This window comes from Mesorhizobium sp. M0587 (assembly GCF_040320945.1).
Taxonomy (GTDB): Bacteria; Pseudomonadota; Alphaproteobacteria; order Rhizobiales; family Rhizobiaceae; genus Mesorhizobium.
Window position 1 is genome coordinate 1 of sequence record NZ_JAMYQP010000026.1, and the last position, 26,677, is coordinate 26,677.

Consider the following 26,677-nt stretch of genomic DNA (forward strand, 5'->3'; position numbering starts at 1 on the left):
GCATGCTCGGCCTCCAAGGTAGGATGTCTAGGGTTTAGCAACCTCACCTTTGCCACAGCGCAGGTCGCTATCCACCCTCCTCATAGGATCTTGTGGCCATAATCGACATCGCGGCCGCCCTTGACGATGGTGTCGGCATGCGGTTCGAACGGCTCTGTCGCAAACCTTTTGGTAAGCGGAGCATGGCAAGAAACACTCCTCAGCTGTGGAGGAGCACGTGATGTTCAACGGCCACCATATCGACCAGTCGGTGATCCTGCTGTGCGTGCGCTGGTACCTGGCCTACACTCTGAGCCTGCGCGATCTGGAAGAGATGATGGCCGAATGCGGCTTGAAGGTCGCCCATTCCACCGTGCATCGCTGGGTCGCCCACTTCTCGCCGTAGCTGCTGGAGCGCTTCAACCGGCGCAAGCGTGTGGTCGGTTATGGACGAGACGTACATCAAGGTCCGCGGCCATGGATGTATCTCTACCGCGCCATCGACAGCCTCGGCGACACGGTCGAGTTGTTCTTCAGCGAAAACCGTGACCTGGTGGCGGCCCAACGCTTCCTCCACAAGGCGCTGACGCGCCATGGCCGGCCGGAGCGCATCGTCATCGACGGCAGCCAGACCAATTACGAAGCGATCCTTTCCTGCGACGCTGAAAGCCGGCTGCGGCAGCGATCGCGGCGACCGCTGAAGCCGATCCGCATCCGCAATAGCCGGTATCTCAACAATCGGATCGAACAGGATCACCGGCGTATCAAGCGCCGCATTCGATCCATCGGCTTCAAGTCGCAGGCGAGCGCCGTGGTTATCCTCTCCGGCATCGAGATGATCCACATGATGGGCAAGCGACAGGCGAGGTATGCCTACAAGTCTGTCGATCGCTGTTTCGATATCCTAAATGCCGAGATGGGCGCCTTGCCACGCTCCTCAATGCCCCTCATGATTCACCGCCTATAGCTACCAACTGAATGAATCATCGTGATTGTCGCGCAGCGGAATCCTCAAGGATCGGGCAGTTCGTAGGGGGCGCCGGTTTGACCAGGTTGAGCCCGCGAATTGCTCGATCGGACAAGATCCTAATTCTGACGAGATCCTCGGGACGCACTCCAAGTTGTCGATCATGTTCGGCACACAAGGAAAGGGCGGCATTGCTGCCGCCCTTTCCGCTGTAGGTTGATAGGGGCTGGATTAGAAATCCATGCCGCCCATGCCGCCCATGCCGCCCATACCGCCGCCGCCCATGCCGCCAGGCATGCCGCCGCCAGCCGACTCCTTCTTCGGAGCCTCCGCGATCATGGCTTCGGTGGTGACCAGCAGGCCGGCGACCGAGGCCGCGTCCTGGAGGGCCGTGCGCACGACCTTGACCGGATCGACGATACCCATGGCGATCATGTCGCCATACTCGCCGGTCTGGGCGTTGTAGCCGAAGGTCAAGCCCTTGTTCTCAAGGATCTTGCCGGCAACGATCGATGCTTCCGCACCGGCGTTGGCCGCGATCTGGCGGGCCGGAGCCTGCAGCGCACGACGCACGATGTTGATGCCGGCGGCCTGGTCGGCATTGACGCCGGTGACCTTGATGTCGGCCGAAGCGCGCAGCAGGGCGACGCCACCACCAGCAACGATGCCTTCTTCGACGGCCGCGCGGGTCGCGTTGAGGGCGTCATCGACGCGGTCCTTCTTTTCCTTGACTTCGACTTCCGTCGCACCGCCGACGCGGATCACCGCAACGCCGCCGGCGAGCTTGGCCAGACGTTCCTGCAGCTTCTCCTTGTCGTAGTCCGACGTGGTCTCTTCGATCTGCTGCTTGATCTGGGCGACGCGGCCCTGGATCTCGGCCTTCTTGCCGGCGCCGTCGACGATGGTGGTGTTCTCCTTGGAGATCGACACCTTCTTGGCGCGGCCGAGCATGTTGAGGCCGACGTTCTCGAGCTTGATGCCGAGGTCTTCGGAGATGACCTGGCCACCGGTGAGGATGGCGATGTCTTCCAGCATGGCCTTGCGGCGATCACCGAAGCCCGGCGCCTTGACGGCGGCGATCTTAAGGCCGCCACGCAGCTTGTTGACGACCAGCGTGGCGAGCGCCTCGCCTTCGACGTCTTCCGAGATGATGAGCAGCGGCTTCGAGGTCTGCACGACGGCTTCGAGGACCGGCAGCATGGCCTGCAGGTTGGAGAGTTTCTTCTCGTGCAGGAGGATGTAGACGTCCTCGAGCTCGGCAACCATCTTGTCGGCGTTGGTGACGAAGTAGGGCGAAACATAGCCGCGGTCGAACTGCATGCCTTCGACGACCTCGAGTTCAGTCTCGGCGGTCTTGGCTTCCTCAACCGTGATGACGCCTTCGTTGCCGACCTTCTGCATCGCTTCGGCGATCATCTTGCCGACCGACTCGTCGCCATTGCCGGCGATCGTGCCGACCTGGGCGACTTCCTCGGAGGTCTTGATCTTCTTGGCAGCCTTGCCGAGCGCCGCGACGACTTCGGTCACGGCCAGATCGATGCCGCGCTTCAGGTCCATCGGGTTCATGCCGGCGGCAACGGCCTTGTTGCCTTCCTGGACGATCGACTGCGCCAGAACGGTCGCGGTTGTGGTGCCGTCGCCGGCGATGTCGTTGGTCTTCGAAGCAACTTCGCGGATCATCTGCGCGCCCATGTTTTCGAACTTGTCGGAAAGTTCGATTTCCTTGGCGACGGTGACGCCGTCCTTGGTGATGCGCGGTGCGCCGAACGACTTGTCGATGACGACGTTGCGGCCCTTGGGACCGAGGGTCACCTTCACCGCGTCGGCGAGGATGTTGATGCCGTGCAGCATGCGCTCACGGGCATCACGGGAGAATTTTACGTCTTTGGCAGCCATTTTTTTACTCCTGGGCATCTCGCCCGAAATTCAGATTTGATGGTGCGAAGGAAAGGCGGCAGCGTGTCAGCCGATGATGCCCATAATGTCGGATTCCTTCATGATCAGAAGGTCTTCGCCATTGAGCTTGACTTCCGTGCCCGACCACTTGCCGAACAGGATGCGGTCGCCGGCCTTGACGTCCAGCGGGACCAGCTTGCCAGCTTCGTCACGAGCGCCGGAGCCGACAGCGATGATCTCGCCTTCCTGCGGCTTTTCCTTCGCCGTATCCGGGATGATGATCCCGCCGGCGGTCTTGGATTCGGATTCGACCCGGCGAACGACCACGCGGTCATGCAGCGGCCGGAAATTCGACTTTGCCATTTTTGGATTTCCTTGGTGCGGATGTTGAACGGTTCTCCGTTGCCGGAGCGTGCTTAGCACTCAGCCGAAGCGAGTGCTAACGCGGCAATGAGATAAGCCGCATGCTCCTGCTAGTCAAGACGGAAGAGCAAAGAGCAAAGAGAAAAGAGCAGACAGCAAAGAGAAGAGAGCAAAGAGCGTGTAAGCATCGAGCCTTTTATGTGAACAATGTCGGGTATCAGACATATATGGGGCGGCTCACCCTTTGTATTTGAGCTTTATTCAGATGGCACGAATGATGCAACGGGTGATGCATTTGATCTCATCCAGAGGTTCGCACGGGGTCGTGCTGCGTCAGCTCGGTCATGTCGAGCTTCAGAAGGCCATTTTGGCATTGGTTCTGTTGCCCTATTGCCATTCATGACCAGTCCTGCGCGCGTGAGCCGGCCGGCTAGATTCCAACCACGAGAGCGCCGCCGCTGAGACCCGCACCCGCCGCCGACAGAAGGATTTTCTCTCCAGGCTGGAATGGCTCCGTCTGGTTGGCGAGCGAGAGCGACAGCGGGATCGTCGCGGCCGAAGAGTTGCCGTATTCGGCAATCGTCTTGACAATTGCTTGGTCCGCGATGCCGAGGTTCCTCCCGACCGCGTCGAAAATCCGAGTATTGGCCTGATGTGGCACGAACCGGCCGAGATCGTGTGGCCGAACTCCGGCAGCGGCTAGCGCGCTTATCGAGCAATCGGTCATCATCTCGACGGCCATTGCGAACACTTCGCGGCCGTCCGTCATCCTCATTCGGGTTTGCGCGAGATCGAGGTCACCGTGGAACGGCTTGTTGCTTCCTCCTGCGGGAATCTGGATCAGCCCGTATCGCGAGCCGTCCGAAGCCACCGAGGCACCGAGAATGCCCCGATCAGCATCATCGCACTGACCGATCACCAGGGCGCCGGCGGCATCGGCAAACAGGACCGAGCTTGCGCGCTCGGCTGGATTGATGCGGCGACTGAGGATGTTGGCGGCGATAACAAGGCTCGCTTTGCCGTGCAGGCGGGTAAATCCGTCCGCAAACATCAGCGCATAGATGAAGCCGGCGCAGGCGCCGGTCAGATCCACCGCGCCTGCGCGGCCAAGGCCAAGCTTGTGTGCGACCAGCGGCGCGCTCGGCGGCAGAAGATGGTCGGGCGTCGAGGTGGCAAGCAACAGCAGACCGATGTCGTGGCGCGCAATACCGGCGTTCGCCAGCGCCATGTCGCCAGCCTGGGTGGCAAGACCAGACAGCGTGTCTTCGTCGGTTGCCCAGAAGCGCGACCGTATCCCGGTACGCCTTTCGATCCAGCCTGGATCAAGACCGAGATTGCTCTCGATTTCGGCATTCGCCACCTTGCGCCCAGGCGCATGATGGCCAAATCCGAGAATGCGCGACGACTTGCTCATGGCCTGGACCCGAAGCGTTCGCCGGCCTCCTCGATGGCGTCATAGAGTCGCTCGAGCTCGTCGCCTGCCATGCAATAGGGCGGGAGAAGGTAGAGGACATTGCCGAGCGGGCGCACAAGCAGGCCGCGCTCGAGGAAGAACGCACGCAGCTTCGGACCAATCTCGGCGAGATAACCTGCGGAACCGGTTCGCAGGTCGAGCGCCGCGATTGTTCCCGTGGCTCGGCAGTCGGTGAAGAAGCTGTTGTCGCGAAAGCGTCGAAGCCCGGCGGCCTGCATTGCGCTCAAGGCCGCAATGCGCTCGGCCACCGGCTCGTCCCGCCAGATCTCGACATTGGCAAGTGCTGCCGCGCAGGCAATCGGGTTGGCAGTGTAGGAGCTCGAATGGAAAAACGTCTTCTTCCGGTCCTCGGAATAATGAGCCTGGAAGATGGCATCGGTGGCAAGCGTTACGGCCAGCGGGATGGCGCCGCCGGTCAGGCCTTTCGAGGTGCACAGGATATCTGGAGAGATCGATGCCTGCTCGCAGGCGAACATGGTTCCGGTCCGCCCCCAGCCGGTCATCACCTCGTCGGCGATCAGCAGCGAGCCGGAGGCCTCAGTGATCTTCTTCAATTCGGCCAGAACCGATGCTGGATACATCAGCATGCCGCCGGCGCCCAGCACCAGCGGCTCGACGATTAAGGCTGCGGCTCGTCGATCGCGGGTCACAGCCTCTAAACGATCCAGCGTCTCCTGCTCGCGCCCCGCTGCCGGAAAGGGGATGGTGTCGACCTCGAACAGCAAGGGTTCGTAGGCGGCGTTGAACACGCCACGCGCACCGACGCTCATCGTGCCGATCGTGTCGCCATGATAGCTGTGATCCATGACGACGATGCGCGAGCGTGGGGCGCCGATGTTGCGGAAATAACTGAGTGCCATCTTCAGCGCTACTTCGACCGAGGTCGAGCCACTGTCGGAATAGAACACCCAGTCGAGTCCAGCGGGAGCGAGGCCGACAAGCGCCTTGGCCAAGCGCTCTGCCGGCTCGTGCGTGAAGCCCGCAAAGATAATCTGGTCGAGGCTCGACGCGGTTGTCTCGATTGCCTTCATGATGCGGGGATGGCGGTGGCCATGTGTGACGACCCACCAGGAGGAGATGGCGTCCAGGATGCGGGCGCCGTCGGCCCTGCGGAGATAGGCGCCTTCAGTCCGGACGATTTCTGGGATCGCAGGCTCGAGCGCGTGCTGGGTGAAGGGATGCCAGACATGGGACTGCGACATCAGTCACCTCCAGTAATCGAGGCGAAGGCGAAGCCGGCAATCATTGCGTCCCTCAGTGTTTTGCCCGTCAGCACATCGAGGTGCGGCAGCCTGCCGAGCTGCGGCGCACCGCTGAATTCCACGATGGTCCGTTGCGTATCGGCCATCTCATCGCCGATGAAAGCGATGCCCGCCAACGGGATGGAGCGGGCGCGGAGCGCCTCGACCGAGAGCAAGGTGTGGTTGATGGTGCCGAGCGTGGTGCGGGCGCACAGAATAACGGGCAGCCGCCATTCAGCGAAGATGTCGATGAACCTTGTGCGCCGGTTGAGCGGCACCATCAGGCCGCCGGAGCCTTCGATGACGAGCGGCGTCGGTAGGACGGGAAAGTTAAGATCGTCAGCCTTGATCGCGACGCTGTCGATCTCGGCCGAACGATGCGGCGACAGCGGGCTCCGCAAGCGGTAGGCTTCCGGCAGCACGCGCTCTGAGGGCAAGCCGGCAAGCCGCGCGACCACCTCGCTGTCGGTCTCGCCGTCGAGGCCCGATTGCACCGGTTTCCAGTAAAAGCCGTCGAGCAGGCCGGCGAGCCCAGCCGCAAACACGGTCTTGCCAACTCCCGTGTCGGTTCCGGTGATGACGATGCGTTGGGTCATATCGCCTCCGGCGATGTTTGGGCCAACACCTCGACCAGCGCCTCGACCATGGGGGAAATGTCGGCTTCGCCGATATTGAGCGTCAGTGAGATGCGCAGCCGCGACGTGCGCACGGTCGGAGGACGAATACCGCGTATGTCGAAGCCGCGGGCCTGCAGGCGCGCCGCCACTGCCATGGTGCGCCTGACATCGCCGATTACCAGGGGCTGGATCTGCGAGCCGCTGGGTATCACGCCGCAGCGCTCGGCCAGCTGGCGGCCGGCGAGGGCAACGCGTTCATGCAGCTGAACACGCCGCATAGGCTCGTCGGCGAGCATTGCGAGTGCTTCGCGCACTGCCACTGCCATCAGCGGCGATGGCGCGGTGGCGTAGATGAATGGCCGGCAACGGTTGATCAGATACTCGCACAGTGTCCTCGGCCCGGTCACGAGCCCACCAGATGCGCCGAGCGCCTTGCCGCAGGTGTGGAGCGCGACGATGTTGTCGCGGCCCTCGAAAGTGGCGGCAAGCCCCCGGCCGTCCGGTCCCCAGACGCCGGTCGAATGCGCCTCGTCAATGACGATGAATGCGCCGTGCCGATCGGCAAGCGCGACCAGGCTCTCCAAAGGCGCGCAGTCGCCATCCATGCTGTAAAGGCTTTCCACCGCGATCCAGACGCATCCCATGCCGCCTGCGGCGCGCCAACGTGTGATCGCATCCTCAACAGCGGTGGCATCGTTGTGCGCGGCCAGCACGAACTGTGCGCGCCCGGCCTGCGCACCCTCATGCATGCTGGCATGGGCGAGCTCATCGAGAACCAAAAGATCGCCCTTCTGCGGCAGGGCACTCAGCAGAGCGAAGTTGGCGATGTAGCCGCTGCCGAAGAACAGCGCGCGGTCGGCTCCAAAGAATGCCGCCGCGTCTGCCTCGAGCTGCTCGTGTTCCGGTGCATTGCCGCGCAACAGCCGCGACCCGGTGGCGCCAACCGGCGTGCCCCGCGCAATCGCCGCCACAACAGCATCGCCAAGTCTCCTGGACGAGGCCAGCCCGAGATAGTCGTTCGACGAGAAGTCCAGCCCGGCGCGGGGCGAAAGCGTCCGCAGCCGGTCCTTGCGCGCCAGCCTCTTCAAGGTCGCATCATAACTGGCAAGCGGCGCCCCGTTCATTGCGCTTCGAGTTCCATCGGCTCGATGCCAAGGCGCCGGAACAGCAGGGTATCCTTGTCCTCACCGGGATTGTCCGCCGTCAGCAGCGTGTCGCCGACGAAAATCGAGTTGGCGCCGGCAAAAAAGCACAGCGCCTGCATCTCGTCGGTCATGGCCATACGGCCGGCGGAGAGACGGATATGCGATTTCGGCATCATGATGCGCGCCAGCGCGATCACGCGCACGAATTCGATCGGCTCAATGGGCTTGGCATCGGCAAGCGGCGTGCCGGCGATCGGAATCAGCATGTTGATCGGAACGCTTTGCGGATGTTCCGGCAGATTGGCCAGCGTCACCAGCATGTCGATCCGGTCCACCGGCTCCTCGCCCATGCCGATAATGCCGCCGCAGCAGACCTTGATGCCAGATTGGCGAACGTGCTCGAGTGTCTCGAGCCGCTCGGCGAAACTCCGCGTGCTGATGACCTCGCTGTAGTAGCGTTCCGACGTATCGATGTTGTGGTTGTAATAGTCGAGACCCGCCTGCTTCAGACGAGCGGCTTGCTCAAGATCGAGCATGCCCAGCGTCATGCAGGTCTCCATGCCCAGCGCCTTGACGCCCTCGACCATCGCCACCATCGCATCCATGTCGCGCGCTTTGGGGTTCCGCCAGGCGGCTCCCATGCAATAACGCGTGGCGCCGGCGTCACGCGCTTTCTTCGCCTCGGCGACGACGCGCCTGACCTCCATCAGCTTCGACGCCTTCAGGCCGGTCTCGTGATGCGCCGACTGGCTGCAATAGCCGCAATCCTCCGGGCATCCGCCCGTCTTGATGCTGAGCAGCCGGCTGAGCTGGACCTTGTTTGGATCGAAATTCTGGCGGTGCACGGTCTGCGCCAGGAAGAGGAGATTGTTGAAGGGGGCATGGTAAAGTGCCTGAGCCTTTTCCAGGGTCCACGCTCCAGTGTCAGGGGATTGAGCCTGTGGCGATGTCTGCGTTGAACTTGCCGTTTGCATGTCCATGCTGTTCCTCCGGTCTGTCTTGCGGGGTCTTTGCTATCTGACTGTCGACGATCGGAGAGGACAGTTGACCAAATCCTGTTCGTTACTCAGACAATCATGAGCCCCGATGGTCGAGGCCGATATCCAGGATCGGCGCGCTGTGGATGAGTCGGCCGACCGAAATCAGATCAACGCCGGTCGCGGCAACCGCTCGCGCTGTATGGGACGTGATCCCGCCAGAAGCCTCGGTGATAGCGCGGCCACCGACGATTGCGACGGCGCGGCGAAGATCGGGGAGGGACATGTTGTCGAGCAGAACCGCATCGGGAGCGAAGCCAAGTACCTCCTCCAACTGGGCCAGAGTATCGACCTCGACTTCGATCTTGACGAGATGACCGGCCGCTCTTCGTGCTCGCTCGAGCGCTGGGCGGACGCCGCCTGCGATGGCGATGTGGTTGTCCTTGATCAAAATTGCATCGTCCAGGCCGAAGCGGTGATTGGACCCGCCACCTGCGCGCACGGCATATTTTTCGACTGCCCGCAATCCAGGCGTCGTCTTGCGTGTGCAGACGATCTTCGCGCCATATCCACGAACCGCAGCGACGATCGATGCCGTTGCTGTGGCGATGCCGCTCAGATGGCACAAAAAATTGAGTGCCGTCCTTTCGGCTGTGAGAATGGCCCGGGCCGGGCCAACCACTGATGCAATGATCTCTCCATCCACGACATTGCAGCCGTCTGCCCGCTCCACCGAGATGTCGACATCAGGATCAATCAAGTGGAAAGCGAGCATCGCCAGATCGAGGCCGGCGACAACTCCGGACTGTCGCGCCACCAACACGGTTCCCGCTTGGTATTCCTTCGGGACGATGGCAGCCGTGGTCAAGTCGCCGGCTCTGCCAAGGTCTTCAAGAAGCGATGCCCGTACAAGCGGCTCAAGCATGACCGTGGGAAGCGGTGAGAGCCTCATCACTTTGCCCCTTCCAAGTTTGGCGAGTGTCCGAGTTCGCGCGCAGCGCCCAAGGCGGCTTCGAGCGTGATTTCGGACCGTCGGGCGGCAGTCGCATGATGAGGAAAATCTGTCCGGTAATGAGCGCCGCGGCTTTCTTCGCGCAACAAGGCGGCAACCGCGATCATTAGCCCGACAGCCGCCGGATCCGAGACCGCATCCTTGCTTTCGGCGAGCGGCAATAAGGCACGCGCGGCTGCTTTCAACCCTTCACCGTCCCGGACGATGCCGAGTGCGCGCGACAGGAAAACACGCACGGGTATCGGAGCGGGCGGTGGGTAAACGTTCGCAAACGCAGGTCTTGTTCTGCGAGCAGGCGTTCCGGCGACACTTTCAGCGACCCAGCGGGCGCACACGATTGCCTCGGTCAAGGAATTGCTGGCGAGCCTGTTGGCGCCATGCAGTCCTGTCGAAGCGACTTCGCCGCAGGCCCACAGCCCCTCGACGGAGGTCCTGCCAAAGCTGTCCACGGCAACGCCACCCATGTGGTAGTGTTGGGCCGGACGAATGGGGATGAGATCGCGCGCGGGATTGATGCCCGCTCCACGACAGGCTGATGCGATTGTCGGGAAATGTCGAGCGAATGCCGGGCCAGGCCGCTGTCGGGCGTCGAGAAAAACACGGTGGCCGTTCGCAAGATGGTTCCACACGGCGCGGGCCAAGACATCGCGAGGCGCAAGTTCCGCCCCTGGCACGCTTTGAAGAAAAGCCTGGCCGGTTTCATCGATCAGGGCAGCACCTTCGCCTCGGACAGCCTCGCTGACCAGGGCCATAGGGCGTTCTGGGCCGTCAAGCGCGGTCGGGTGGAACTGGATGAATTCGAGGTCGGCTAGGACAGCTCCAGCGCGGGCCGCAAGTGCAAGGCCTTGTCCGCAACTGCCCCAAGGGTTCGTGGTGTCGAGAAACAGTCCCCCGATGCCACCGGTGGCGAGGACGACCCGCCGTGAGCCGAAGAAGAAAGGTCCGATCGAACAGCTCGCCCAGACGCCTCGGATCGCATTCTCTCGCACGGCCAGCCGGCGTGCTTCCACGCCCTCCACGACAACTATCGACGGAGTGGAACGCACAGCCGCGATCAGGGCACGCATGATCTCACGCCCGGTGCCGTCCCCATGCGCATGAACGATGCGACGTCGGCTGTGTGCGGCCTCCAATCTGAGGCACAGTGATCCTTTCGGCGTGCGGTCAAAGGGAACCCCAAAGCCCGCAAGCCCCTCTATCGCCTTGGGCGCGGCCTGGAGGATGCGGCTCGCCACGTCTCTGTCGCAGAGACCATCCCCGGCGGCAAGCGTATCGGCCAGGTGCATTGCCGGATCGTCGTCTTCGCCGAAACTTGCAGCCAGACCCCCCTGTGCCCAGGTGCTCGAATTGTCAGCTCCCAGCAGCGACCTTGACAGAAGAAGCACCGGCTCCGGCGACAGTTGAAGCGCGGTCATCAGTCCGGCGATGCCGCCGCCGATGATGATCGGCCGCCCGAAGAAGCTGCGGAGGTCGGCGCTCAAACTGCCAGCATCCGTTCGACCGCAAGCCGCGCGCGCCCGGCGATCCCGGGTTCGATGGTTACGACATGTTGGTTCTGCTCGAGCGCCGTGCGGATGTTGGCAAGCGTGATCCGCTTCATGTGCGGGCACAAATTGCAGGGCCGGATGAACTCGACCTCTGGGTGCGCTAACGCGACGTTGTCGCTCATCGAGCATTCCGTCATCAGCACGACACGTGGCGGCCTTTGCCTTTCGACATATTCGGACATGGCAGCCGTCGAGCCGGAAAAATCTGCTTCAGCCACGACGTCGGGCGGGCATTCGGGATGGGCGAGCACGACCACGCCGGGATGGCTTTCGCGCAACTCGCGGATGTCGGCCGGTGTAAAGCGCTCATGCACCTCGCAATGCCCTTTCCAGGCGATGATCTGCACATCGGTCTGGGCGGCGATATTCTGGGCCAGATATTCGTCCGGCAGCATGATCACCCGGAGAACCCCAAGGGATTCGACGACCGCCTTGGCGTTGCCGGATGTACAGCAGATATCCGACTCGGCTTTCACTTCGGCCGACGTGTTTACATAAGTGATGATCGGAACCCCGGGATAACGCTGGCGCATCAAGCGCACGTCTTCTGCCGTGATTGATTCCGCCAACGAGCAACCGGCGCTGAGATCCGGAATGAGCACGGTCTTGTCCGGATTAAGGAGCTTGGCCGTTTCGGCCATGAAATGGACGCCGGCCAGCACGATGACTTGCGCCTCGATCGTCGCAGCCGTGCGGGCTAGTGCCAAGCTGTCGCCGACGATGTCGGCCACGCAATGGAAGATCTCGGGCGTCTGATAGTTGTGCGCCAGGATGATGGCGTTGCGCTCGCGCTTCAGTGCAAGGATCGCCTCGATATCCTCGGCGAAAGCCGGCCATTCGATCGGCGGGATCACTCGTCGGACGTGCTCGTAGAGCAACGCGGCCGTAGGCAGCATGGCGCTCATCGACCCCCTCCCGCTTATACTCTAATTGAAAATAACCAGCATATACTTACTGTGAGTATAAGGGATGTCAACCCCGCGCCAGCGGCAATTTTGTCCCGGCGATGAGCCTATCGTCGAGAACGGCGTGGCGGAAACGGAAAAGCTTCGCTGGCCGGCCGCCGGTCTCAGTGGTGGCCTCTCCGGTCTCCTCGACCAGCTCCTGCTGTTCGATCAGTCGGCGAAAGTTCGGCTTGTGGATGAGCCTGCCGGCGAGCGCCTCCACGGTTCGCTGCAGCTGCAAAAGCGTGAAGACCGGCGGCATCAGCTCAAAGACGACCGGCCGGTATTTGATCTTGGAGCGCAGCCGCGCAATGCCGGTCGCCACGATGCGGCGATGATCGGCGACCATGGACTTGCTGGGCACCAGCGGAGGGGGCGCCGCGTCCCGCCCTCTTACGGCCTCTTGGACCAGGCCTGCTTCGTAGACTAACTCATAGCGTTGAAGCGTGAGTTCCTCGTTCCAAAGGCGGTCGTCGAAGCCGAAGGCTATCGTCGCCCGCTGCCAGCGTTCACGTCGCGTGGCCGAATCGCGGACGCCGTTTGCCCATTCAATCAAGCGTGGTCGCAGAACGTCCAGCACGACCGGAGGCGTGCCGGAGCGGTGGTCCTCCCATGGAAAATATTCATACCAATTCTGCCATCCGCACTTGGGCGAGCCCGCTGCCTGTTCCTTGCGGGTCAATGCAAGATAGCTGATGGAGATGACGCGCTGCTGGCGCTCGGCGCCGATGCGATCCCGATCAGCGAACGTGTAGAGTTGCTCAATGTACCCCAGCCGATGGCCGGTCTGCTGCTCGACCCACCCCCTCAAGCCGGATTGCAGCGATCGGTGCTCAAGCGCAAAGGGACCGGAGGGCAAGGTGTCTGCCTGGCCGATGGTGAGGACACAGGGTTCACTGTCGTTTACGGCGACGACAAGGGCGATCAGGTCCACTTTGACGTCGTCGGCCTTGAAGGCGGCTCTGTCTTTCCTGAGTCGTATTGCCTGATCGTCCATGTTCGCGAATTACTTGGCCAGCTCGGGGGACCTTAATCGATTTAGTGTAAGCGCGCCTGTCGGCACGTCAACACCCCACAGCTTCACGGGCATTTTTAGCTCTTCGCACCTGCACAAAAATGTGCCAAAGGCGACACCCGCGGTTGGTAACGTAGGGGAAGGAGGATCCATTGAGCGCGTTTGGTGACACCAAGGCGATCACACCGCCGGATATTCGTTCGCGCAAAGGTGGGACGCCGCTCGTCTGCCTTACCGCCTACACCACCCCAGTCGCCCGGCTTGTCGATCCCCATTGTGATGTGGTGCTCGTCGGCGACAGCGTCGGCATGGTTCTCCACGGCCTGCCCTCGACGCTCGGTGTCACGCTGGAGATGATGATCACGCACGGCCAGGCGGTGCGCCGTGGCATCAAGCAGGCGCTGATGGTGGTCGACCTGCCGTTCGGTTCCTACGAGGAAAGCCCAGAGCAGGCTTTCCGAAATGCTGCGCGCGTCATGTCGGAGACCGGCTGCACTGCCGTCAAGCTCGAAGGCGGCGAAACGATGGCAGAGACGATCGGCTTCCTCGCCGCACGCGGCGTGCCCGTCATGGCTCATGTCGGCTTGACGCCGCAGGCCATCAACGCCATCGGTGGCTACCGCGTGCAGGGCAGGGGCGGGGATGCCGAGCGCATCAGGCGCGACGCAATTGCGGTGAGCGAAGCGGGCGCCTTTGCGGTCGTCCTGGAAAAGGTTCCTGAAGCGCTCGCCCGCCGGATCACCGGGGAGGTGGCGGCCCCGACCATTGGCATCGGTGCCTCGGCAGCCTGTGACGGCCAGATTCTCGTCGTCGACGACATGCTCGGCCTCTTCGGCGACTTCCGACCCAAGTTCGTCAAGCGCTATGCTGAACTGGGGGAGGCGGCTGCGGCTGCGATCGCTTCCTATGCGCACGAGGTGAAGGAGCGCCAGTTTCCGGCCGCCAAGCACGTGTTTGCCGATGCGCCCAAGCCCGCCGACACGGACGCCACCAAGAGCGGAGAAGCAGCGTGAGCGTGCCGATCGTCAGGAGCGTTGACCAGCTTCGCGAAATCGTCGCCGCATGGCGCCGCGAGGGCGTGAGGATTGCCGTGGTGCCAACGATGGGCGTCCTGCATGAGGGCCATCTCAGCCTGGTGCGCGCTGCACTCAAGAAAGCAGACCGTGTGATCGTGACGCTCTTCGTCAACCCGAAGCAATTCAATAGCCAGGCCGATCTTGCCGCGTATCCGCGCACCGAGGACGAGGATGCCGCCAAGCTGGCACCGGTTGGCGCGCACCTGCTTTATGCGCCAGATGCAGAGGAGATGTATCCGGCGGGCTTCGCCACCACCGTTTCGGTGTCCGGTGTCAGCGAGGGCCTGTGCGGTGCCTTCCGGCCGGGACATTTCGATGGCGTGGCGACCGTCGTCGCCAAGCTCTTCCTGCAGACCAGCGCTGACTTCGGCTTCTTTGGCGAAAAGGACTTTCAGCAAATTCACCTGGTCAGGCGCATGGCCCGGGATCTGGATATTCCAATCACCATTGTTGCCTGTCCGACAGTCCGTGAAGCCGACGGTCTTGCGCTATCATCGCGCAATGTGCGGCTCTCGCCAGCGCAACGCGCTGTTGCTCCCAAGCTATCATCGGTCCTGCTCAAGACGGCTGAGCGGCTTGGGCGCGGCTCACCCGTCCTGCCAACGCTTGCAGAATCTCGCGCAGCAATTCTGGCTGCAGGCTATCGCGAGGTCGAATACCTGGAACTTCGCGAAGAGGCAGATCTGCACCCGATGACAAGCCTTGATCGACCGGCACGGTTGCTTGCCGCGGCCTGGCTCGGCGGCACACGTCTCATAGACAACGTCAGACTATTTCGGATTGGTTCAACAGATTAGCCACGTTCTCGGCACGCGCTGTATCCGTCCGGGATCGTTTAAAACAAGGTCTCTGCCTGGCATTGAGCGAACGGAGGTTACGCACAGGGCAAATGCATCGCGTGTTTGAGAACTTCGTCGAGCAACTGTCTGCAAGTGTTGATGCTGCCGATCTCTGTGAGGCAATGGCCTCCGCTGCAGCCGGCTTCGACTTCCCGCTATTCGCCTATTTCACTTACCCGTCGGCCTCCGGCGACGCCCCCCAATTGATTTCAAACTATCCTTCATCCTGGACATCACGTTATCTGCAACAGCGGTACCACAGTCTTGATCCGGTCATCCTGCGCGGCCTGCAAGGCTGGGATACATTCGATTGGGGTGTGGACCGCGCTCGACACTGTCTGCCGAATTCGCAGCAACAAATTCTGGAGAGTGCGGCTGAGTTTGGCATCTGCGGCGGCCTGACGATGTCCATGCATGATCATCTCGGCCGGTTTGCTGCCCTGACCTTTGCTTCCGACGAGTCCCGTCCGCCTCTGTTACGGTCACTGGCACGTTACGAAAAAGCATTGCTGCTGGTGGCCATCAACTTTCATATCCACGTCCGGCGCAGGCTCGCCGACGATCGCGTGGTGGATGGTGTAACGCTCACCCCGCGGGAGTTCGAGTGCCTGAAATGGGCGGCGCGCGGCAAGTCGGCTTGGGATATCAGCCAGCTTCTCGGCGTCTCAAAGCGCACCGTGACTTTTCACTTGGAAAACGCCAAGGCAAAGTTCGGCGTCCGAACGATCAACCAGGCCGTTGCACGAATGGCTGCCTCCGGCCAGACGAGATCCTGATTCTTCAGCCACGATACCTGTAAACCTCTACAGGCTGCATCGCTGTCAGCTTTGCCCTTCGATGGCGGGAACACATCCCACATGGAGGCGACCATGATGCAACTGATAACACCAGACTTTTACAACGAGTTTGCAGGCGAACTCAAAGAGATGCACGGGCTCAGGTTTCGGGTGTTCAAGGAAAGGCTCGATTGGGAAGTTGATACCGAAGACCAGATGGAATCCGATCCGTTTGATGCTCTGAAGCCCGTCTATCTGCTCCTCAAAGGATCCGACTGGCGAATTCGCGGTTGCGTGCGTCTTCTGCCCAGCACCGGACCCACAATGTTGCGCGACACCTTCCCGGTGCTGCTGGGTGCTGACGTCGTGCCCTCGACCACCGACATATGGGAGAGCAGTCGTTTCGCGCTCGATCTTCCTGCGTCGGCGCCCAAGGCTGCGGGCGGGCTGGCCCAGGCGACCTACGAGCTCTTCGCGGGCATGGTCGAGTTCGGCTTGGCCAAGGATCTGACCCGGATAGTAACGGTGACGGATACGCGCATGGAGCGGATCCTCCGCCTGGCTACGTGGCCATTGTCGCGCATCGGAGAACCCAAATGCGTCGGCAAAACGGAGGCGGTGGCTGGGTTTCTCGAGATTTCCCACGCGAGCCTTTTGCGCATCCGCAGCAGGGGACGTCTGATTGGACCGGTACTGTGGCAACCGGTTCTAGGCCCGTCGGCATAGCGCCATAGTGGACACCTGAGCCATGAAGGATGCTGGTCTGTCCAAGGAAGCGACGGTCGGCCTTGTATGCTGGCCGGACTGGCGTCGCCAGGACGCTTACCACTACGCCAGACAATTGCCACGCACTGGCTGGGCCTGGGAGTTTCTTCGGCGCAATCCACAATTCCAGCGCGACCACGCCAAAATGGCACCGTCCGCCTGCTTTGTCGGAGCCCAGGCCGACATGAAGATAATCGAGTTGACGACAGAATCAGCTTTCCTAAGACAATGGTGCCTCCTCTTTCGCGGACGCGCCACAGTCGGACGCTACATCGGCAAGGGTCTTTTGGGATCCACGCGATTGCGCCTGTATTCTACGAGCGGCTGCGGAGCCGCTTGGGCTCGACCACGATTTTGAACCGCTTCACCTTTCTTCGCTCTCATGCTGCAAGGACATCCTGCTGACAGCTGCGGGCGTGCAGCACGTGCTGCTGAGGGAGAACTGCCGGAGTCTGCAGATCGCCGTTTCCGGTGCGTCCGTCCTCCGCCCGTTGCGGCTATATGTCGACGCGATCCTTCAGCCGCGCCACCTCAAGTTCCATGTCTCTGCCCTTCAGTTCCTGAACGACGTCAATGGTTGCCGCCGTCTGTCAGCTGCTTGCTTTCCGCCGGAACACCGCGGAGCGCGTCTGCGTATCGTACTCCAGGCTTTGGACGGCTCGCTCGCGGGAGCATCTCATCAGGAGGTCGCCATTGCCTTGTTCGGCAGACGCCGTGTCGAAGAAGATTGGCGTCATCCAGGTGGCCATCTTCGCGATCAGGTACGTCGCGCCATCCAACGTGGCCGCTACCTGATGGGCGGCGGCTACAGACAGTTCCTGAGGTAATTGGGGTGGTTGTGATTGTCTTATTCGAACGCGCAACCTCCATTTTCTCACTGCAATTGTGCGTTGCGCAAAACGTGGCAAGCGCCTAGTTCTTCCCGCGGCGAATCGCGGCGAAGCACTGGGACCCAACCTTCGTCGATGAGTGCATTCATGCCTTGAGGATCCCGATGACCGTTATGAACCCCGACAAAGCCGGCGCGGCAAGCCTTGAAACGATCGCGCGAAACGGCAGCATGCTGCGTCGCATAGCCGTACGCATTCCGACCTACCTGTCGGATATTCGCGAGAACCCGGCGTGGCTGCCCATGTTCATGTTGGCGCGCACCATGCCGGCACGGAGAATGCACTGGCGTGGTGCAAAGCCGGTCCGAAGGTCGCAAAGAGCCCAGGACACGATGTTTGCCGGTGTCAATTGCCAGGACGTTGTCGACGCGCTGCGGATGGATGGGCTTTTTCCCGGCCTCGTGAAGATGTAGCCGCATTCGCCAGGTGCACACCTTGTTTCGGCAATTTCGATCGCCGACTCGAATTCATGCCGGCGGAGCATGCGGAGGCTGAGGCGCGGTTTGGCCGTCCGTTGCTCAGCGGCCATTATTTCGAGCGCATTCTGGGCTGTAACTCGGCCGTTGCCGTCCAAAACGATCCGCTGCTCATGGATATTAGCCTGAGTTCGCTTCGCGGGCCGCGCGGCTCGCCCAGGACCGTCGTCGTCTCGCGCGGCGCCGGTGTCAGTTGACGATGGCATAATGCCCGCCGGGGGCGAGCGCCTCGCGCACGGCACGTGCCAGCCGCGGTCGGTCCGGGACGCCATGGAAAGCGTTGGCCATGAAGACGAGGTCGACGGGGCGTGACACCAGAGTAGCGAGTTCATAGGCGTCGCCGGCGACGAATTCGCAATTGGTCACGCCGGCGCCGGTAGCGGCGCTGCGTGGCCTCCAGCTTAGTCAGGCAGTCCGGCATGTATGAGCATTGTGCCGCCGACTTCGGCATCGGCGATGGTCTGTCTCGGCGACAAGCTGCGGCGACGGCTGTGCCGATCGCCACGGTCGCCCGCCATGTCGTCGCCATAGACATCGACGCCGACCAAGGGCTCGCAGGCCGGTCGTCCGTCCACTGTCCAAGGCCTGCTGGCCTTTCTGAGGCCGTGATCCTGCCGCGGGTGAGTTTGCGATTCTCATAAGAGCGTCAGGCGCGAATAGAACTTTAGGTCCCCACAGCAGCCGACCTATCCATGGGGTGGATGGTAGTGATCACTACAATCAATTGTACCAATATTATGGAATCCTACTACAAGGCCGCCACTTAAAGCGGCCGGATGGGTATCCGTCTCGCGTGGGCTGATGCTGCCCGCAAAAATGCGGAGACGAACATGTGCGGGATTGTTGGCATCGTTGGGCAACAGCCGGTGTCGGATCGGTTGATCGGCGCGTTGAAGGGTTTGGAATATCGCGGCTATGATTCCGCCGGCGTTGCGACGATCATCGACGGTGCCTTGCACCGCCGGCGCGCCGAGGGCAAGCTCGTCAATCTCGAGAGGCGACTGAAGGAAGAGCCGCTGAGCGGCAAAGTCGGCATCGGCCACACGCGTTGGGCAACCCACGGGGCCTCGACGGAACGCAATGCGCACCCGCACTTTACCGACGGTGTCGCCGTCGTCCATAACGGCATCATCGAGAATTTCACCGAGCTGAAGGACGAATTGGCGGCGGATGGCGCCGAGTTCCAGACCGACACCGACACCGAGGTCGTTGGGCATCTGTTGGCAAGATACCGCCGCGAGGGCATGAGGCCGCAAGAGGCCACGCGTGCCATGCTGAAACGCGTCAGGGGCGCCTATGCTCTTGCCATCCTCTTCGAAGATGAACCGTCGACCATCACGGCGGCGCGCAACGGACCACCGCTGGCGATCGGTCACGGCGACGGCGAGATGTTCCTGGGCTCCGACGCGATCGCTCTTGCGCCCTTCACCAATGAAATTACCTATCTCATGGACGGCGACTGGGCCATTGTCGGCAATTCGGGCGCCCATATCTTCGATATCGACGGCCATCCCGTCGAGCGTCCGCGCCATATCTCCACGGCCGCGGCCGATCTGGCCAACAAGGGCAGCCATCGCCACTTCATGGAGAAGGAAATATACGAGCAGCCCGAGGTCATCGCCCATGCTCTTCGTCATTACATCAACATCATAGAGGGTCGCGACATGGTTCCTGGCATCGATTTCGCCAAGGTTCCGAGCTTGGCGATCTCTGCCTGCGGGACCGCCTATCTCGCCGGACTGATCGGAAAATACTGGTTCGAGCGCTATGCGCGCCTGACGGTTGAAATCGACGTTGCGTCTGAATTCCGTTACCGCGAGATCCCTTTGCCGCCGCAGTCCGCGGCTCTTTTCATTTCGCAGTCCGGCGAAACCGCCGATACGCTTGCATCGTTGAGGTACTGCAAGGAGCGTGGGCTGAAAATTGGCGCTATCGTCAATGCCTGCGAATCGACCATCGCTCGGGAGGCCGATACGGTCTTCCCGATCCTTGCCGGACCGGAGATCGGCGTCGCCTCTACCAAGGCTTTTACCTGCCAGCTTGCCGTTCTAGCCGCACTCGCCATCAGCGCCGCCAGAGCCCGCGGGACCGTCCCCGAAGGCGAGCTGCAGGCACTCGTCAGGAGCCTCGCCGAATTGCCGCGCGTCATGGGCCAGGTACTCAACAGCATCCAGCCGGAGATCGAGTTCTTGTCGCGCGAACTGTCAAAGTGTCGTGACGTCCTGTATCTCGGCCGTGGCACCAGTTTCCCGCTAGCGATGGAAGGAGCGCTGAAGCTCAAGGAGATTTCCTACATCCATGCCGAAGGCTATGCAGCGGGTGAATTGAAGCACGGGCCAATCGCATTGATAGACGAGAACATGCCGGTGATCGTCATCGCGCCCCATGACCGCTTTTTCGACAAGACCGTCTCCAACATGCAGGAAGTGGCTGCCCGTGGAGGGCGGATTATCCTCATCACCGATAAAAATGGGGCAGCCGCATCGAAACTCGACACCATGCACACGCTCGTGCTGCCGGTAGTCGACGAGATTATCGCGCCAATGATCTTCTCGCTGCCGATACAGCTTCTTGCCTACCACACGGCGCTCTTCATGGGGACAGATGTAGACCAGCCGCGCAATCTCGCAAAATCGGTCACGGTCGAATGATTGTGAACCTGTACAGATGGCGAAGCTCTCGATGGAAAGCTACCCTTTGTCTGGATCCGGATGAAAACCAGATGACCAGTGTTTGCTGGAATTTGGAATCCCTTTTTTCGGCCGGTCGATCGGGGCACAGGGCGATCGAGCTTCCTAGAGCCGACGTCAGCACGCAGCCGGGGTCTTTCAAGAGTGGGTCTTTCGCTCCCCCGCCGGTGGAGATTGGCCGAAGGAAGCAGTGTCCGTACCGGGAGTTCGAGTTGGTGTTCAGAGTTCCAGGGCCCCCTCCTGAGATGGCCTGATCGGCTGTAGCGCATCCGACCTGCGATCCTTCGCGAATAATTCTCGCCGTTGGCTTTCTTGATTAGAAGGAGGTGAGCCGCCATATTCCGACCCAGCTCCTAATTCAGGCGGCCCATTCCATGGATGAGGCCGGTCCGGCTGAATGGACGTCCATTTTTTGATTTGCTTGATCTGCGCCGCCGGGGGGGTATCTCCCGAGGGAGCTCCCATGTTCTTGGAGATGTTTATGAACGATTCGCGCATTCCCGAACCAGTCTTGACGGCTATGTCGCAGGGGACCCACATCGTCCGCGCTTATCGTGAGCACCTTGGGTATTCGATCGAGGACCTGACGGTCGCGAGCGGGCTTGCCGCTGAGGAAATTCAAAACATCGAGCGAGGTCTGAGGTACAACAAGGGATATCGGGATCGGATAGCGAGATCGCTTTCCATACCTGTGGGAATCCTTGAGGCAGAGTCGCACATTTCGGACGCCGCCTGATCAGTCGGATGATCCGCAATGGGTGGACTGCCGCTCTTGTGATGTGAAGCTTGCGGCTGATTGTAGACGCTGATTCCCGTTGGGATGCCTGTGGCGCAGTACCGCCAAGAGAATCTCGTCAACTTTCCGATGCAGGAACCGTTCACATGGCATCGCGAACAACAAGGCGATATAGCCGCCCGGAGTGCTACGAAACGTGCACGAGGGCATCGGCTCGCGACGAAGGATTGTAACGGCGAACTCTTGGTAGTTCGGCGAGGCGATGCTGGCGCTTGAGCATCAACTCGGCCTACGAGAGTGGCTACTCCTAGGCTGAATCGGCCAACATGGCCGGCATCGCGCCGCTCTGAAAATAACATGGCGGGCATCCTGACGTTTCCGGGTTGACTATGGGTGTTCGAACCACGAAAAGGGGCCGCTCTTCGTGAGTGGCGTGCGCCGGCAGTCTAACCCCAAGCCCCCCCGCCCAGGCTGCCGGCGCGCTTCTAGAAAGATCGAGGTAGGCACTCGCTGCGCTCTGCCCGCCGACACCTTGTGCTTCCTCCAGCGAGTCCAGCGGACCACCATGGGTGTTGCCAGTTCTGGTGCTTACCCACGTCCATTTGCGATCTCGGGTCATTGAGAGTACCGCAAGCACCCTCTCTGCTGGACGGCAACGCGGCTCGCGCCGCCCGTATGCAGCGCAAGCTCCATGCATGAGGTCGTCCCTTCAAAATACTTGATGCAGTTGCGCTTGCGTAGCTCCTTGCATGCGCTCGATGCCAGGAGGAGACCTCTGTCTAAACGCTCGCATCGATGCAACGCCGTTGATCACCATCATCGCGGCGACCGCTTCGCGGGGGCCGCAGCGGTTTTGGAGCATGACGATCATGCCGGCGCCATCGCAGTGACGCACATGCAAAATTCACAGATGCATTCTCGCCCAATGCTAGGTGCCCAGCATATGTCCGGCATCCCGCAACGCGGCTACGAAGAGACGGGCATTGCCGTTGGCATCCATCTTGGCCTGCATCGACAGGGGCATCCTGTGCCAGCTCTCCAAGGACGCAATGTAATGTGAGAACATACCGTTAACGATGCAATAGTGGGTAACTAGGCCGTGTACATCCAACGCCAGCACGCCGAATTGGCCGCCGTGATATCGGATGGCTGCGACTCGCTGGACCTGCGCGTCACCGTCGATCCGCACGTCGAAAAGCAGGATGCCGCGGCTCCTGGTGGCTATCTCGGCGGCTTTTTCAGCGAAGCTCAACGAGAGCGAGCGGACGCTTTCGACTGCCATCTGTAAAACCATCAAGTTCAGTTCATCCACTGACATAAGGTACCTGTGCGCAAGACATGGGTGATTGCAATCGACCACACCGCTTGTTCACAGATGTCGGCTCATCACCGGTTATTCAGGGTTTGCCGGTCATCTTTGCGGCAAGCCATCCGGGCTCCTTGTACCCTGCAACCGTTGCAGTGGCGTCCCTCGGCGCTCGGAACCGCCAGGCTCTGCTCGTCGAGAACTTTGTCCGCGAGCAGCGTTCGCTTGAGCATTCCGCTGAAGCGTGACGTCTCACCAATCCGTGTCCTTCCAACTCACCGCGAGGGCGTTTTGCGCACCGCACGCAAGCGCACGAAACTGGTCTCCGTTCACTTCACAAAATGGTTTTCCTGAAGTACTGGAGCGCAGAGAAATCTCCGGTCGCAGCCTACCCGGTTAAAACAAGGACCCAACGATGAAGACTCTCGTCGTCTGCTCCGGCGGATTGGATTCCGTTACTCTTGCTCACAAGGTGGCAGCGGAGCACCAGCTTACCGGCCTGCTATCGTTCGATTACGGCCAACGGCATAGGAAGGAATTGGGCTTCGCCACCCTTTGCGCGGAGCGCCTGGGCGTCCCGCAGCGAATCATCGATATCCACGAGATCGGCGGCGGCCTTTCCGGCTCCGCGCTGACCGACAATGTGGACGTGCCCGACGGGCACTATGCCGAAGATACGATGAAGGTAACGGTGGTGCCCAACCGGAACGCCATCATGTTGGCCATTGCCTTCGGCCTCGCCGCAGCGCAAGACGCTGACGCGGTGGCGACGGCCGTGCATGGTGGGGATCATATTGTCTATCCCGATTGCCGTCCGGCCTTCATCGATGCTTTCCAGATGATGCAGGACCACGCGCTTGACGGCTACGCGCAGATTCGCCTTTATGCACCCTATGTGAACCTGACGAAGGCGGACATTGTTAGGGATGGAGCCACATACGGCACGCCGTTTGCGCAGACCTGGTCCTGTTACAAGGGCGCCGAGCGTCATTGCGGGAGGTGCGGGACCTGCGTCGAGCGGCGTGAGGCGTTTCACATCGCTGGGCACCCGGACCCAACCGAGTACGAGGACTCCGACTTCTGGCTCGGAGCGCTGCGAAGGACCACCGCGTAATGTTCCGCATCACCAAGGAATTCCACTTCTCAGCCTCGCATCAGCTCACCTCATTGCCACCCGATCACCAATGCGCGCGCCTGCACGGACATAACTACATCGTCGAAGTGGAGCTTTCAGCGGATGGACTGGACGATCACGGCTTCGTGCGCGACTACCACGATTTGGCGCCATTCAAACGCTACATCGACGAGAGCTTCGACCACCGACATCTCAACGACGTGCTGGGACACGAGCAAGTCACGGCGGAATATCTGGCCAGACATTTCTACGACTGGTGCAAGGCACGCCTGAGCGAAACCGCGGCCGTGCGGGTGAGCGAAACGCCGAAAACCTGGGCGGAATACCGGCCATGACCAATACTCATCCCGCAATCCGCGTTAGCGAGATTTTCGGGCCGACGATCCAGGGCGAGGGCGTGCTCATAGGTTTGCCGACGATCTTCGTCAGAACCGGCGGGTGTGACTTTCGCTGTTCCTGGTGCGACAGCCTGCATGCTGTGGACAATCAATTCCGCCATGAATGGGAGATGATGTCCGTCGGCGCGGTGTGGAAAAATGTGCTTGCGCTTTCCGGTGGCCGCCCGCTTATGGTGTCGCTGTCAGGCGGCAATCCGGCCATCCAGCCGCTCGGCGCGCTCATCGACCGAGGCCATGGTGACGGTTACCGTTTTGCGCTGGAAACCCAAGGTTCGCTTGCCAGGGACTGGTTTGCGCACCTTGACGTGCTGATCCTCAGCCCAAAGCCGCCGTCAAGCCAAATGACGACAGATTGGGCCGCTGTCGAGGCGTGCCTCCAGGCGGCACAAGGCAAGCCCCAAATCGTGCTCAAGCTCATTGTTTTCGACGAAAGGGACTACGCCTACGCGAAAGACGCCGCTGCGCAATTTCCGCAACTTCCGATCTATCTGCAACCCGGCAATCACACGCCGCCACACCCGGCAAATGATGACGCGCCCGTCGACCTTGACGGAATATTGAAGCGCATGGAGTGGCTGGTTGACAGCGTGACCCGCGACAAATGGTTCGAAGCCCGCGTGCTACCGCAGCTGCACGTTATGCTCTGGGGTAACAAGAGAGCCGTCTAGGCCAGGCCCTTTCCACCTGAACTGCACCGGCATATTCGGGTGAACGGGTGGTTCAACGTTGACCGCGCTGCCGGGGTGCTTGCGGACTTCTGCCACCGGCCCAAGTGTTGTCAGCCGCTTGCACGACACCTTGCATTCTCCTTGCAAGGTCGAAGGGAGCTGTCGCCGACAACCATGATCTGACAGGCAGGGCATGAGCGGGCGAGATCGTCGCTATGCCAAGACGCGTCTGGTCCGCTTCGAACCGTCTCGGCCGACGGTCGCCGGTCAACAGTGGAAAACGATCGCAATCGGTTCACGATCGAGTGAGAGCCATGACCGTTCCTCTGCGGTGCTCAGACTGTCGCCGAGTGCCTGGCCGTTCCAGTTTCGAAATATTTGTCGAACCTGGCCGCGATGCTTCGGACGAAAGGGCGACTTTCAGCCGGCACAACGAATCTGTCGCCATCAAGTTCAAGCAATCGAACCGGATCGTGTAGGGCCATGGAACTCGACTGAAGGAGGAGCCTCTGGCCGGCTTCGCCGAAGCGTTCCACCAGATCGATGGCCGAGAAGGCGAAGTCGCACATCAGCCGCTCGATGATCCAGCCGCGAACGCGGTCGTCGTCGGAAAGTGCGATACCGCGGACGGCGGCCAGCCCGCCGTCATCAACCATGCGTCGATATTCGCTGGTCGAAGGCATGTTCTGCGCATAGCCCTGCCGAAACTGACTGATGGATGACGGACCGAGACCGATCAATGTCTCGCAGCGATCCTCTGTATAGCCCTGGAAATTGCGATGCAAAGCCCCCGCGCGAGCCGCTACTGCCAACGCATCGCCCGGTTTGGCGAAATGATCGAGCCCGATTGCTTCGTATCCTCGGTCAAGAATAGCGTGGGCTGCCAGTTGTGATTGGGCAAACCGCTCCTCCGGCCCTGGCAACCAGGCCTTATCAATCATGGTCTGATGTTTCTTGAACCACGGCACATGGGCGTAGCCAAAAAGCGCTATCCTGTCGGGTTCCAAGGTCAGCGCCTGCGCGACGGTGGAGGAGACGCTCTCCCTCGTCTGGTGCGGCAAGCCGTAGAGCAGGTCTAGATTGACCGATTCGACGCCGCGCGAACGAACACCGTCGACTACCGCTTTGGTCTGCAAAAAGCTCTGCTCGCGGTTGATTGCCTTCTGAACCTTCGGATCGAAGTCCTGGACGCCGAGGCTCGCACGGGTCGTGCCGATTTCGGCAAGCGCATCGAGGCGGGCATCGTCCATATCATTGGGTTCGATTTCAACGCTGATCTTGGCGCCGGGAAGAAAGGCGAAGCTGTTGCGCAGGACGCTTCCCAGCGCCACTATATCTTCAGGTTCCAGCATCGTCGGGGAACCGCCGCCGAAATGAACCGCGCGAACTCGGCCCTTGCCGGTAACAAGGCCGCCAACCGTGGCGATCTCCGCATACAGCGAGCGCAGATAAGCGGCCACCGGCTCGTAGTGGCGCGTCTGTTTGGTATGGCACGCGCAGAACCAGCAGAGCCTGTCGCAATAGGGAATATGCAGGTAAAGCGATATCTCGTCACCACCTTCGAGCGCCTCCAACCAGCCTCGGTAAACGACGGCATCGACGCCCGCATGGAAATGGGGCGCAGTCGGATAACTGGTATAGCGCGGGACGTTCTCGCCAAGTCTGGCAGCTAGCTTTTGTCGCATGTCGTGGTCCACCGTGTTTGCGTCGCCCGAACTGTGGATGCTTGGATGAGCCTAAGCCCT

At 61.2% G+C, this 26,677-nt stretch carries 26 protein-coding genes and 2 pseudogenes; 13 read left to right on the forward strand and 15 right to left on the reverse strand.

The window, feature by feature from the left end; genetic code table 11:
• Window positions 1-220: 220 nt before the first annotated feature.
• Window positions 221-946, forward strand: a pseudogene (locus tag NKI49_RS21750) (IS6 family transposase).
• Between the two features lie 231 nt (window positions 947-1,177).
• Here NKI49_RS21750 and groL read toward each other — a convergent pair.
• The 11 genes from groL to NKI49_RS21805 all read right to left on the reverse strand — a co-directional run bounded on the left by groL (window position 1,178) and on the right by NKI49_RS21805 (window position 13,159).
• The gene (gene groL / locus NKI49_RS21755) at window positions 1,178-2,842 is read right to left on the reverse strand and encodes a chaperonin GroEL (protein WP_352695762.1); all 1,665 of its coding nucleotides are present in this window, start codon (window positions 2,840-2,842) and stop codon (window positions 1,178-1,180) included.
• A 66-nt stretch (window positions 2,843-2,908) separates the two neighbouring features.
• Window positions 2,909-3,205, reverse strand: a complete 297-nt coding sequence (gene groES / locus NKI49_RS21760) for a co-chaperone GroES (protein ID WP_019863563.1) — start codon at window positions 3,203-3,205, stop codon at window positions 2,909-2,911.
• Window positions 3,206-3,635: 430 nt separating this feature from the next.
• On the reverse strand, window positions 3,636-4,619 hold the full coding sequence (gene bioZ / locus NKI49_RS21765; protein ID WP_352567803.1) for a 3-oxopimeloyl-[acyl-carrier-protein] synthase BioZ: 984 nt from the start codon (window positions 4,617-4,619) through the stop codon (window positions 3,636-3,638).
• On the reverse strand, window positions 4,616-5,881 hold the full coding sequence (locus NKI49_RS21770) for an adenosylmethionine--8-amino-7-oxononanoate transaminase (RefSeq protein ID WP_352695764.1): 1,266 nt from the start codon (window positions 5,879-5,881) through the stop codon (window positions 4,616-4,618). Before NKI49_RS21770 ends, bioZ begins: the two co-directional genes overlap by 4 nt.
• Entirely contained in the window at window positions 5,881-6,516 is a 636-nt protein-coding gene (bioD, locus tag NKI49_RS21775) for a dethiobiotin synthase (RefSeq protein ID WP_023762822.1), read from the reverse strand. The genes NKI49_RS21770 and bioD overlap by 1 nt, the downstream gene beginning before the upstream one ends.
• Window positions 6,513-7,661, reverse strand: coding sequence for an 8-amino-7-oxononanoate synthase (locus tag NKI49_RS21780; RefSeq protein ID WP_352604130.1), 1,149 nt, complete (start codon window positions 7,659-7,661; stop codon window positions 6,513-6,515). Before NKI49_RS21780 ends, bioD begins: the two co-directional genes overlap by 4 nt.
• Entirely contained in the window at window positions 7,658-8,656 is a 999-nt protein-coding gene (gene bioB / locus NKI49_RS21785; protein ID WP_352604139.1) for a biotin synthase BioB, read from the reverse strand. Before bioB ends, NKI49_RS21780 begins: the two co-directional genes overlap by 4 nt.
• Before the next feature lie 100 nt (window positions 8,657-8,756).
• Window positions 8,757-9,611, reverse strand: coding sequence for a carboxylating nicotinate-nucleotide diphosphorylase (gene nadC / locus NKI49_RS21790; RefSeq protein ID WP_352604128.1), 855 nt, complete (start codon window positions 9,609-9,611; stop codon window positions 8,757-8,759).
• Entirely contained in the window at window positions 9,611-11,152 is a 1,542-nt protein-coding gene (locus NKI49_RS21795; RefSeq protein ID WP_352604126.1) for an L-aspartate oxidase, read from the reverse strand. The genes nadC and NKI49_RS21795 overlap by 1 nt, the downstream gene beginning before the upstream one ends.
• Window positions 11,149-12,123: a quinolinate synthase NadA gene (gene nadA, locus NKI49_RS21800; RefSeq protein WP_352567806.1), complete on the reverse strand. Its 975-nt coding sequence runs from the start codon at window positions 12,121-12,123 to the stop codon at window positions 11,149-11,151. Before nadA ends, NKI49_RS21795 begins: the two co-directional genes overlap by 4 nt.
• Before the next feature lie 67 nt (window positions 12,124-12,190).
• Window positions 12,191-13,159 carry an NUDIX hydrolase gene (locus NKI49_RS21805; RefSeq protein ID WP_352604125.1) on the reverse strand — a complete coding sequence of 323 codons (969 nt, stop codon included), beginning with the start codon at window positions 13,157-13,159 and terminating at the stop codon, window positions 12,191-12,193.
• A gap of 170 nt (window positions 13,160-13,329) precedes the next feature.
• Here NKI49_RS21805 and panB point away from each other — a divergent pair, with 170 nt between their 5' ends.
• The 7 genes and pseudogenes from panB to NKI49_RS21840 all read left to right on the forward strand — a co-directional run.
• On the forward strand, window positions 13,330-14,190 hold the full coding sequence (panB, locus tag NKI49_RS21810) for a 3-methyl-2-oxobutanoate hydroxymethyltransferase (protein ID WP_352487472.1): 861 nt from the start codon (window positions 13,330-13,332) through the stop codon (window positions 14,188-14,190).
• Window positions 14,187-15,050, forward strand: a complete 864-nt coding sequence (gene panC / locus NKI49_RS21815; RefSeq protein WP_352567808.1) for a pantoate--beta-alanine ligase — start codon at window positions 14,187-14,189, stop codon at window positions 15,048-15,050. Before panB ends, panC begins: the two co-directional genes overlap by 4 nt.
• A gap of 92 nt (window positions 15,051-15,142) precedes the next feature.
• A complete protein-coding gene (locus tag NKI49_RS21820; protein WP_352604122.1) occupies window positions 15,143-15,868 on the forward strand; it encodes a LuxR family transcriptional regulator in 726 nt (241 codons plus the stop codon).
• 93 nt (window positions 15,869-15,961) lie between these two features.
• Window positions 15,962-16,594: an acyl-homoserine-lactone synthase gene (locus NKI49_RS21825; protein WP_352567810.1), complete on the forward strand. Its 633-nt coding sequence runs from the start codon at window positions 15,962-15,964 to the stop codon at window positions 16,592-16,594.
• Window positions 16,595-16,616: 22 nt separating this feature from the next.
• A complete protein-coding gene (locus tag NKI49_RS21830; RefSeq protein ID WP_352567811.1) occupies window positions 16,617-16,991 on the forward strand; it encodes a transcriptional regulator domain-containing protein in 375 nt (124 codons plus the stop codon).
• A gap of 58 nt (window positions 16,992-17,049) precedes the next feature.
• A complete protein-coding gene (locus NKI49_RS21835) occupies window positions 17,050-17,460 on the forward strand; it encodes a DUF2285 domain-containing protein (RefSeq protein WP_352604119.1) in 411 nt (136 codons plus the stop codon).
• A gap of 167 nt (window positions 17,461-17,627) precedes the next feature.
• A pseudogene (locus NKI49_RS21840) lies at window positions 17,628-18,142 on the forward strand (hypothetical protein); the annotation flags it as partial.
• 46 nt (window positions 18,143-18,188) lie between these two features.
• Here NKI49_RS21840 and NKI49_RS21845 read toward each other — a convergent pair.
• The gene (locus NKI49_RS21845; RefSeq protein ID WP_023762808.1) at window positions 18,189-18,365 is read right to left on the reverse strand and encodes a class I SAM-dependent methyltransferase; all 177 of its coding nucleotides are present in this window, start codon (window positions 18,363-18,365) and stop codon (window positions 18,189-18,191) included.
• 35 nt (window positions 18,366-18,400) lie between these two features.
• The gene (locus NKI49_RS21850) at window positions 18,401-18,574 is read right to left on the reverse strand and encodes a hypothetical protein (RefSeq protein ID WP_352604117.1); all 174 of its coding nucleotides are present in this window, start codon (window positions 18,572-18,574) and stop codon (window positions 18,401-18,403) included.
• Between the two features lie 255 nt (window positions 18,575-18,829).
• Between NKI49_RS21850 and glmS the strand changes: the two genes are divergently transcribed.
• The gene (gene glmS, locus NKI49_RS21855) at window positions 18,830-20,650 is read left to right on the forward strand and encodes a glutamine--fructose-6-phosphate transaminase (isomerizing) (protein ID WP_352604115.1); all 1,821 of its coding nucleotides are present in this window, start codon (window positions 18,830-18,832) and stop codon (window positions 20,648-20,650) included.
• Window positions 20,651-21,170: 520 nt separating this feature from the next.
• On the forward strand, window positions 21,171-21,425 hold the full coding sequence (locus tag NKI49_RS21860; protein ID WP_023735822.1) for a helix-turn-helix domain-containing protein: 255 nt from the start codon (window positions 21,171-21,173) through the stop codon (window positions 21,423-21,425).
• A 928-nt stretch (window positions 21,426-22,353) separates the two neighbouring features.
• On the opposite strand, the gene NKI49_RS21865 is transcribed toward NKI49_RS21860, so the two are convergent.
• Window positions 22,354-22,743 carry a hypothetical protein gene (locus NKI49_RS21865; RefSeq protein ID WP_023735820.1) on the reverse strand — a complete coding sequence of 130 codons (390 nt, stop codon included), beginning with the start codon at window positions 22,741-22,743 and terminating at the stop codon, window positions 22,354-22,356.
• Between the two features lie 403 nt (window positions 22,744-23,146).
• Between NKI49_RS21865 and queC the strand changes: the two genes are divergently transcribed.
• The 3 genes from queC to queE are packed head-to-tail and all read left to right on the forward strand — an operon-like array spanning window position 23,147 to window position 24,932.
• Complete coding sequence (gene queC, locus NKI49_RS21870; protein WP_023766604.1) at window positions 23,147-23,845, forward strand: 7-cyano-7-deazaguanine synthase QueC; 699 nt, start codon at window positions 23,147-23,149, stop codon at window positions 23,843-23,845.
• Window positions 23,845-24,201 (forward strand): 6-carboxytetrahydropterin synthase QueD, encoded by a 357-nt coding sequence (gene queD, locus NKI49_RS21875; RefSeq protein ID WP_023673552.1) that lies wholly within the window; start codon window positions 23,845-23,847, stop codon window positions 24,199-24,201. Before queC ends, queD begins: the two co-directional genes overlap by 1 nt.
• Entirely contained in the window at window positions 24,198-24,932 is a 735-nt protein-coding gene (gene queE / locus NKI49_RS21880) for a 7-carboxy-7-deazaguanine synthase QueE (RefSeq protein ID WP_023735817.1), read from the forward strand. The genes queD and queE overlap by 4 nt, the downstream gene beginning before the upstream one ends.
• Window positions 24,933-25,267: 335 nt before the next feature.
• Here the strand turns inward: queE and hemN are convergent, their stop codons facing one another.
• Window positions 25,268-26,617, reverse strand: coding sequence for an oxygen-independent coproporphyrinogen III oxidase (gene hemN, locus NKI49_RS21885; protein WP_352604111.1), 1,350 nt, complete (start codon window positions 26,615-26,617; stop codon window positions 25,268-25,270).
• Window positions 26,618-26,677 lie beyond the last annotated feature (60 nt).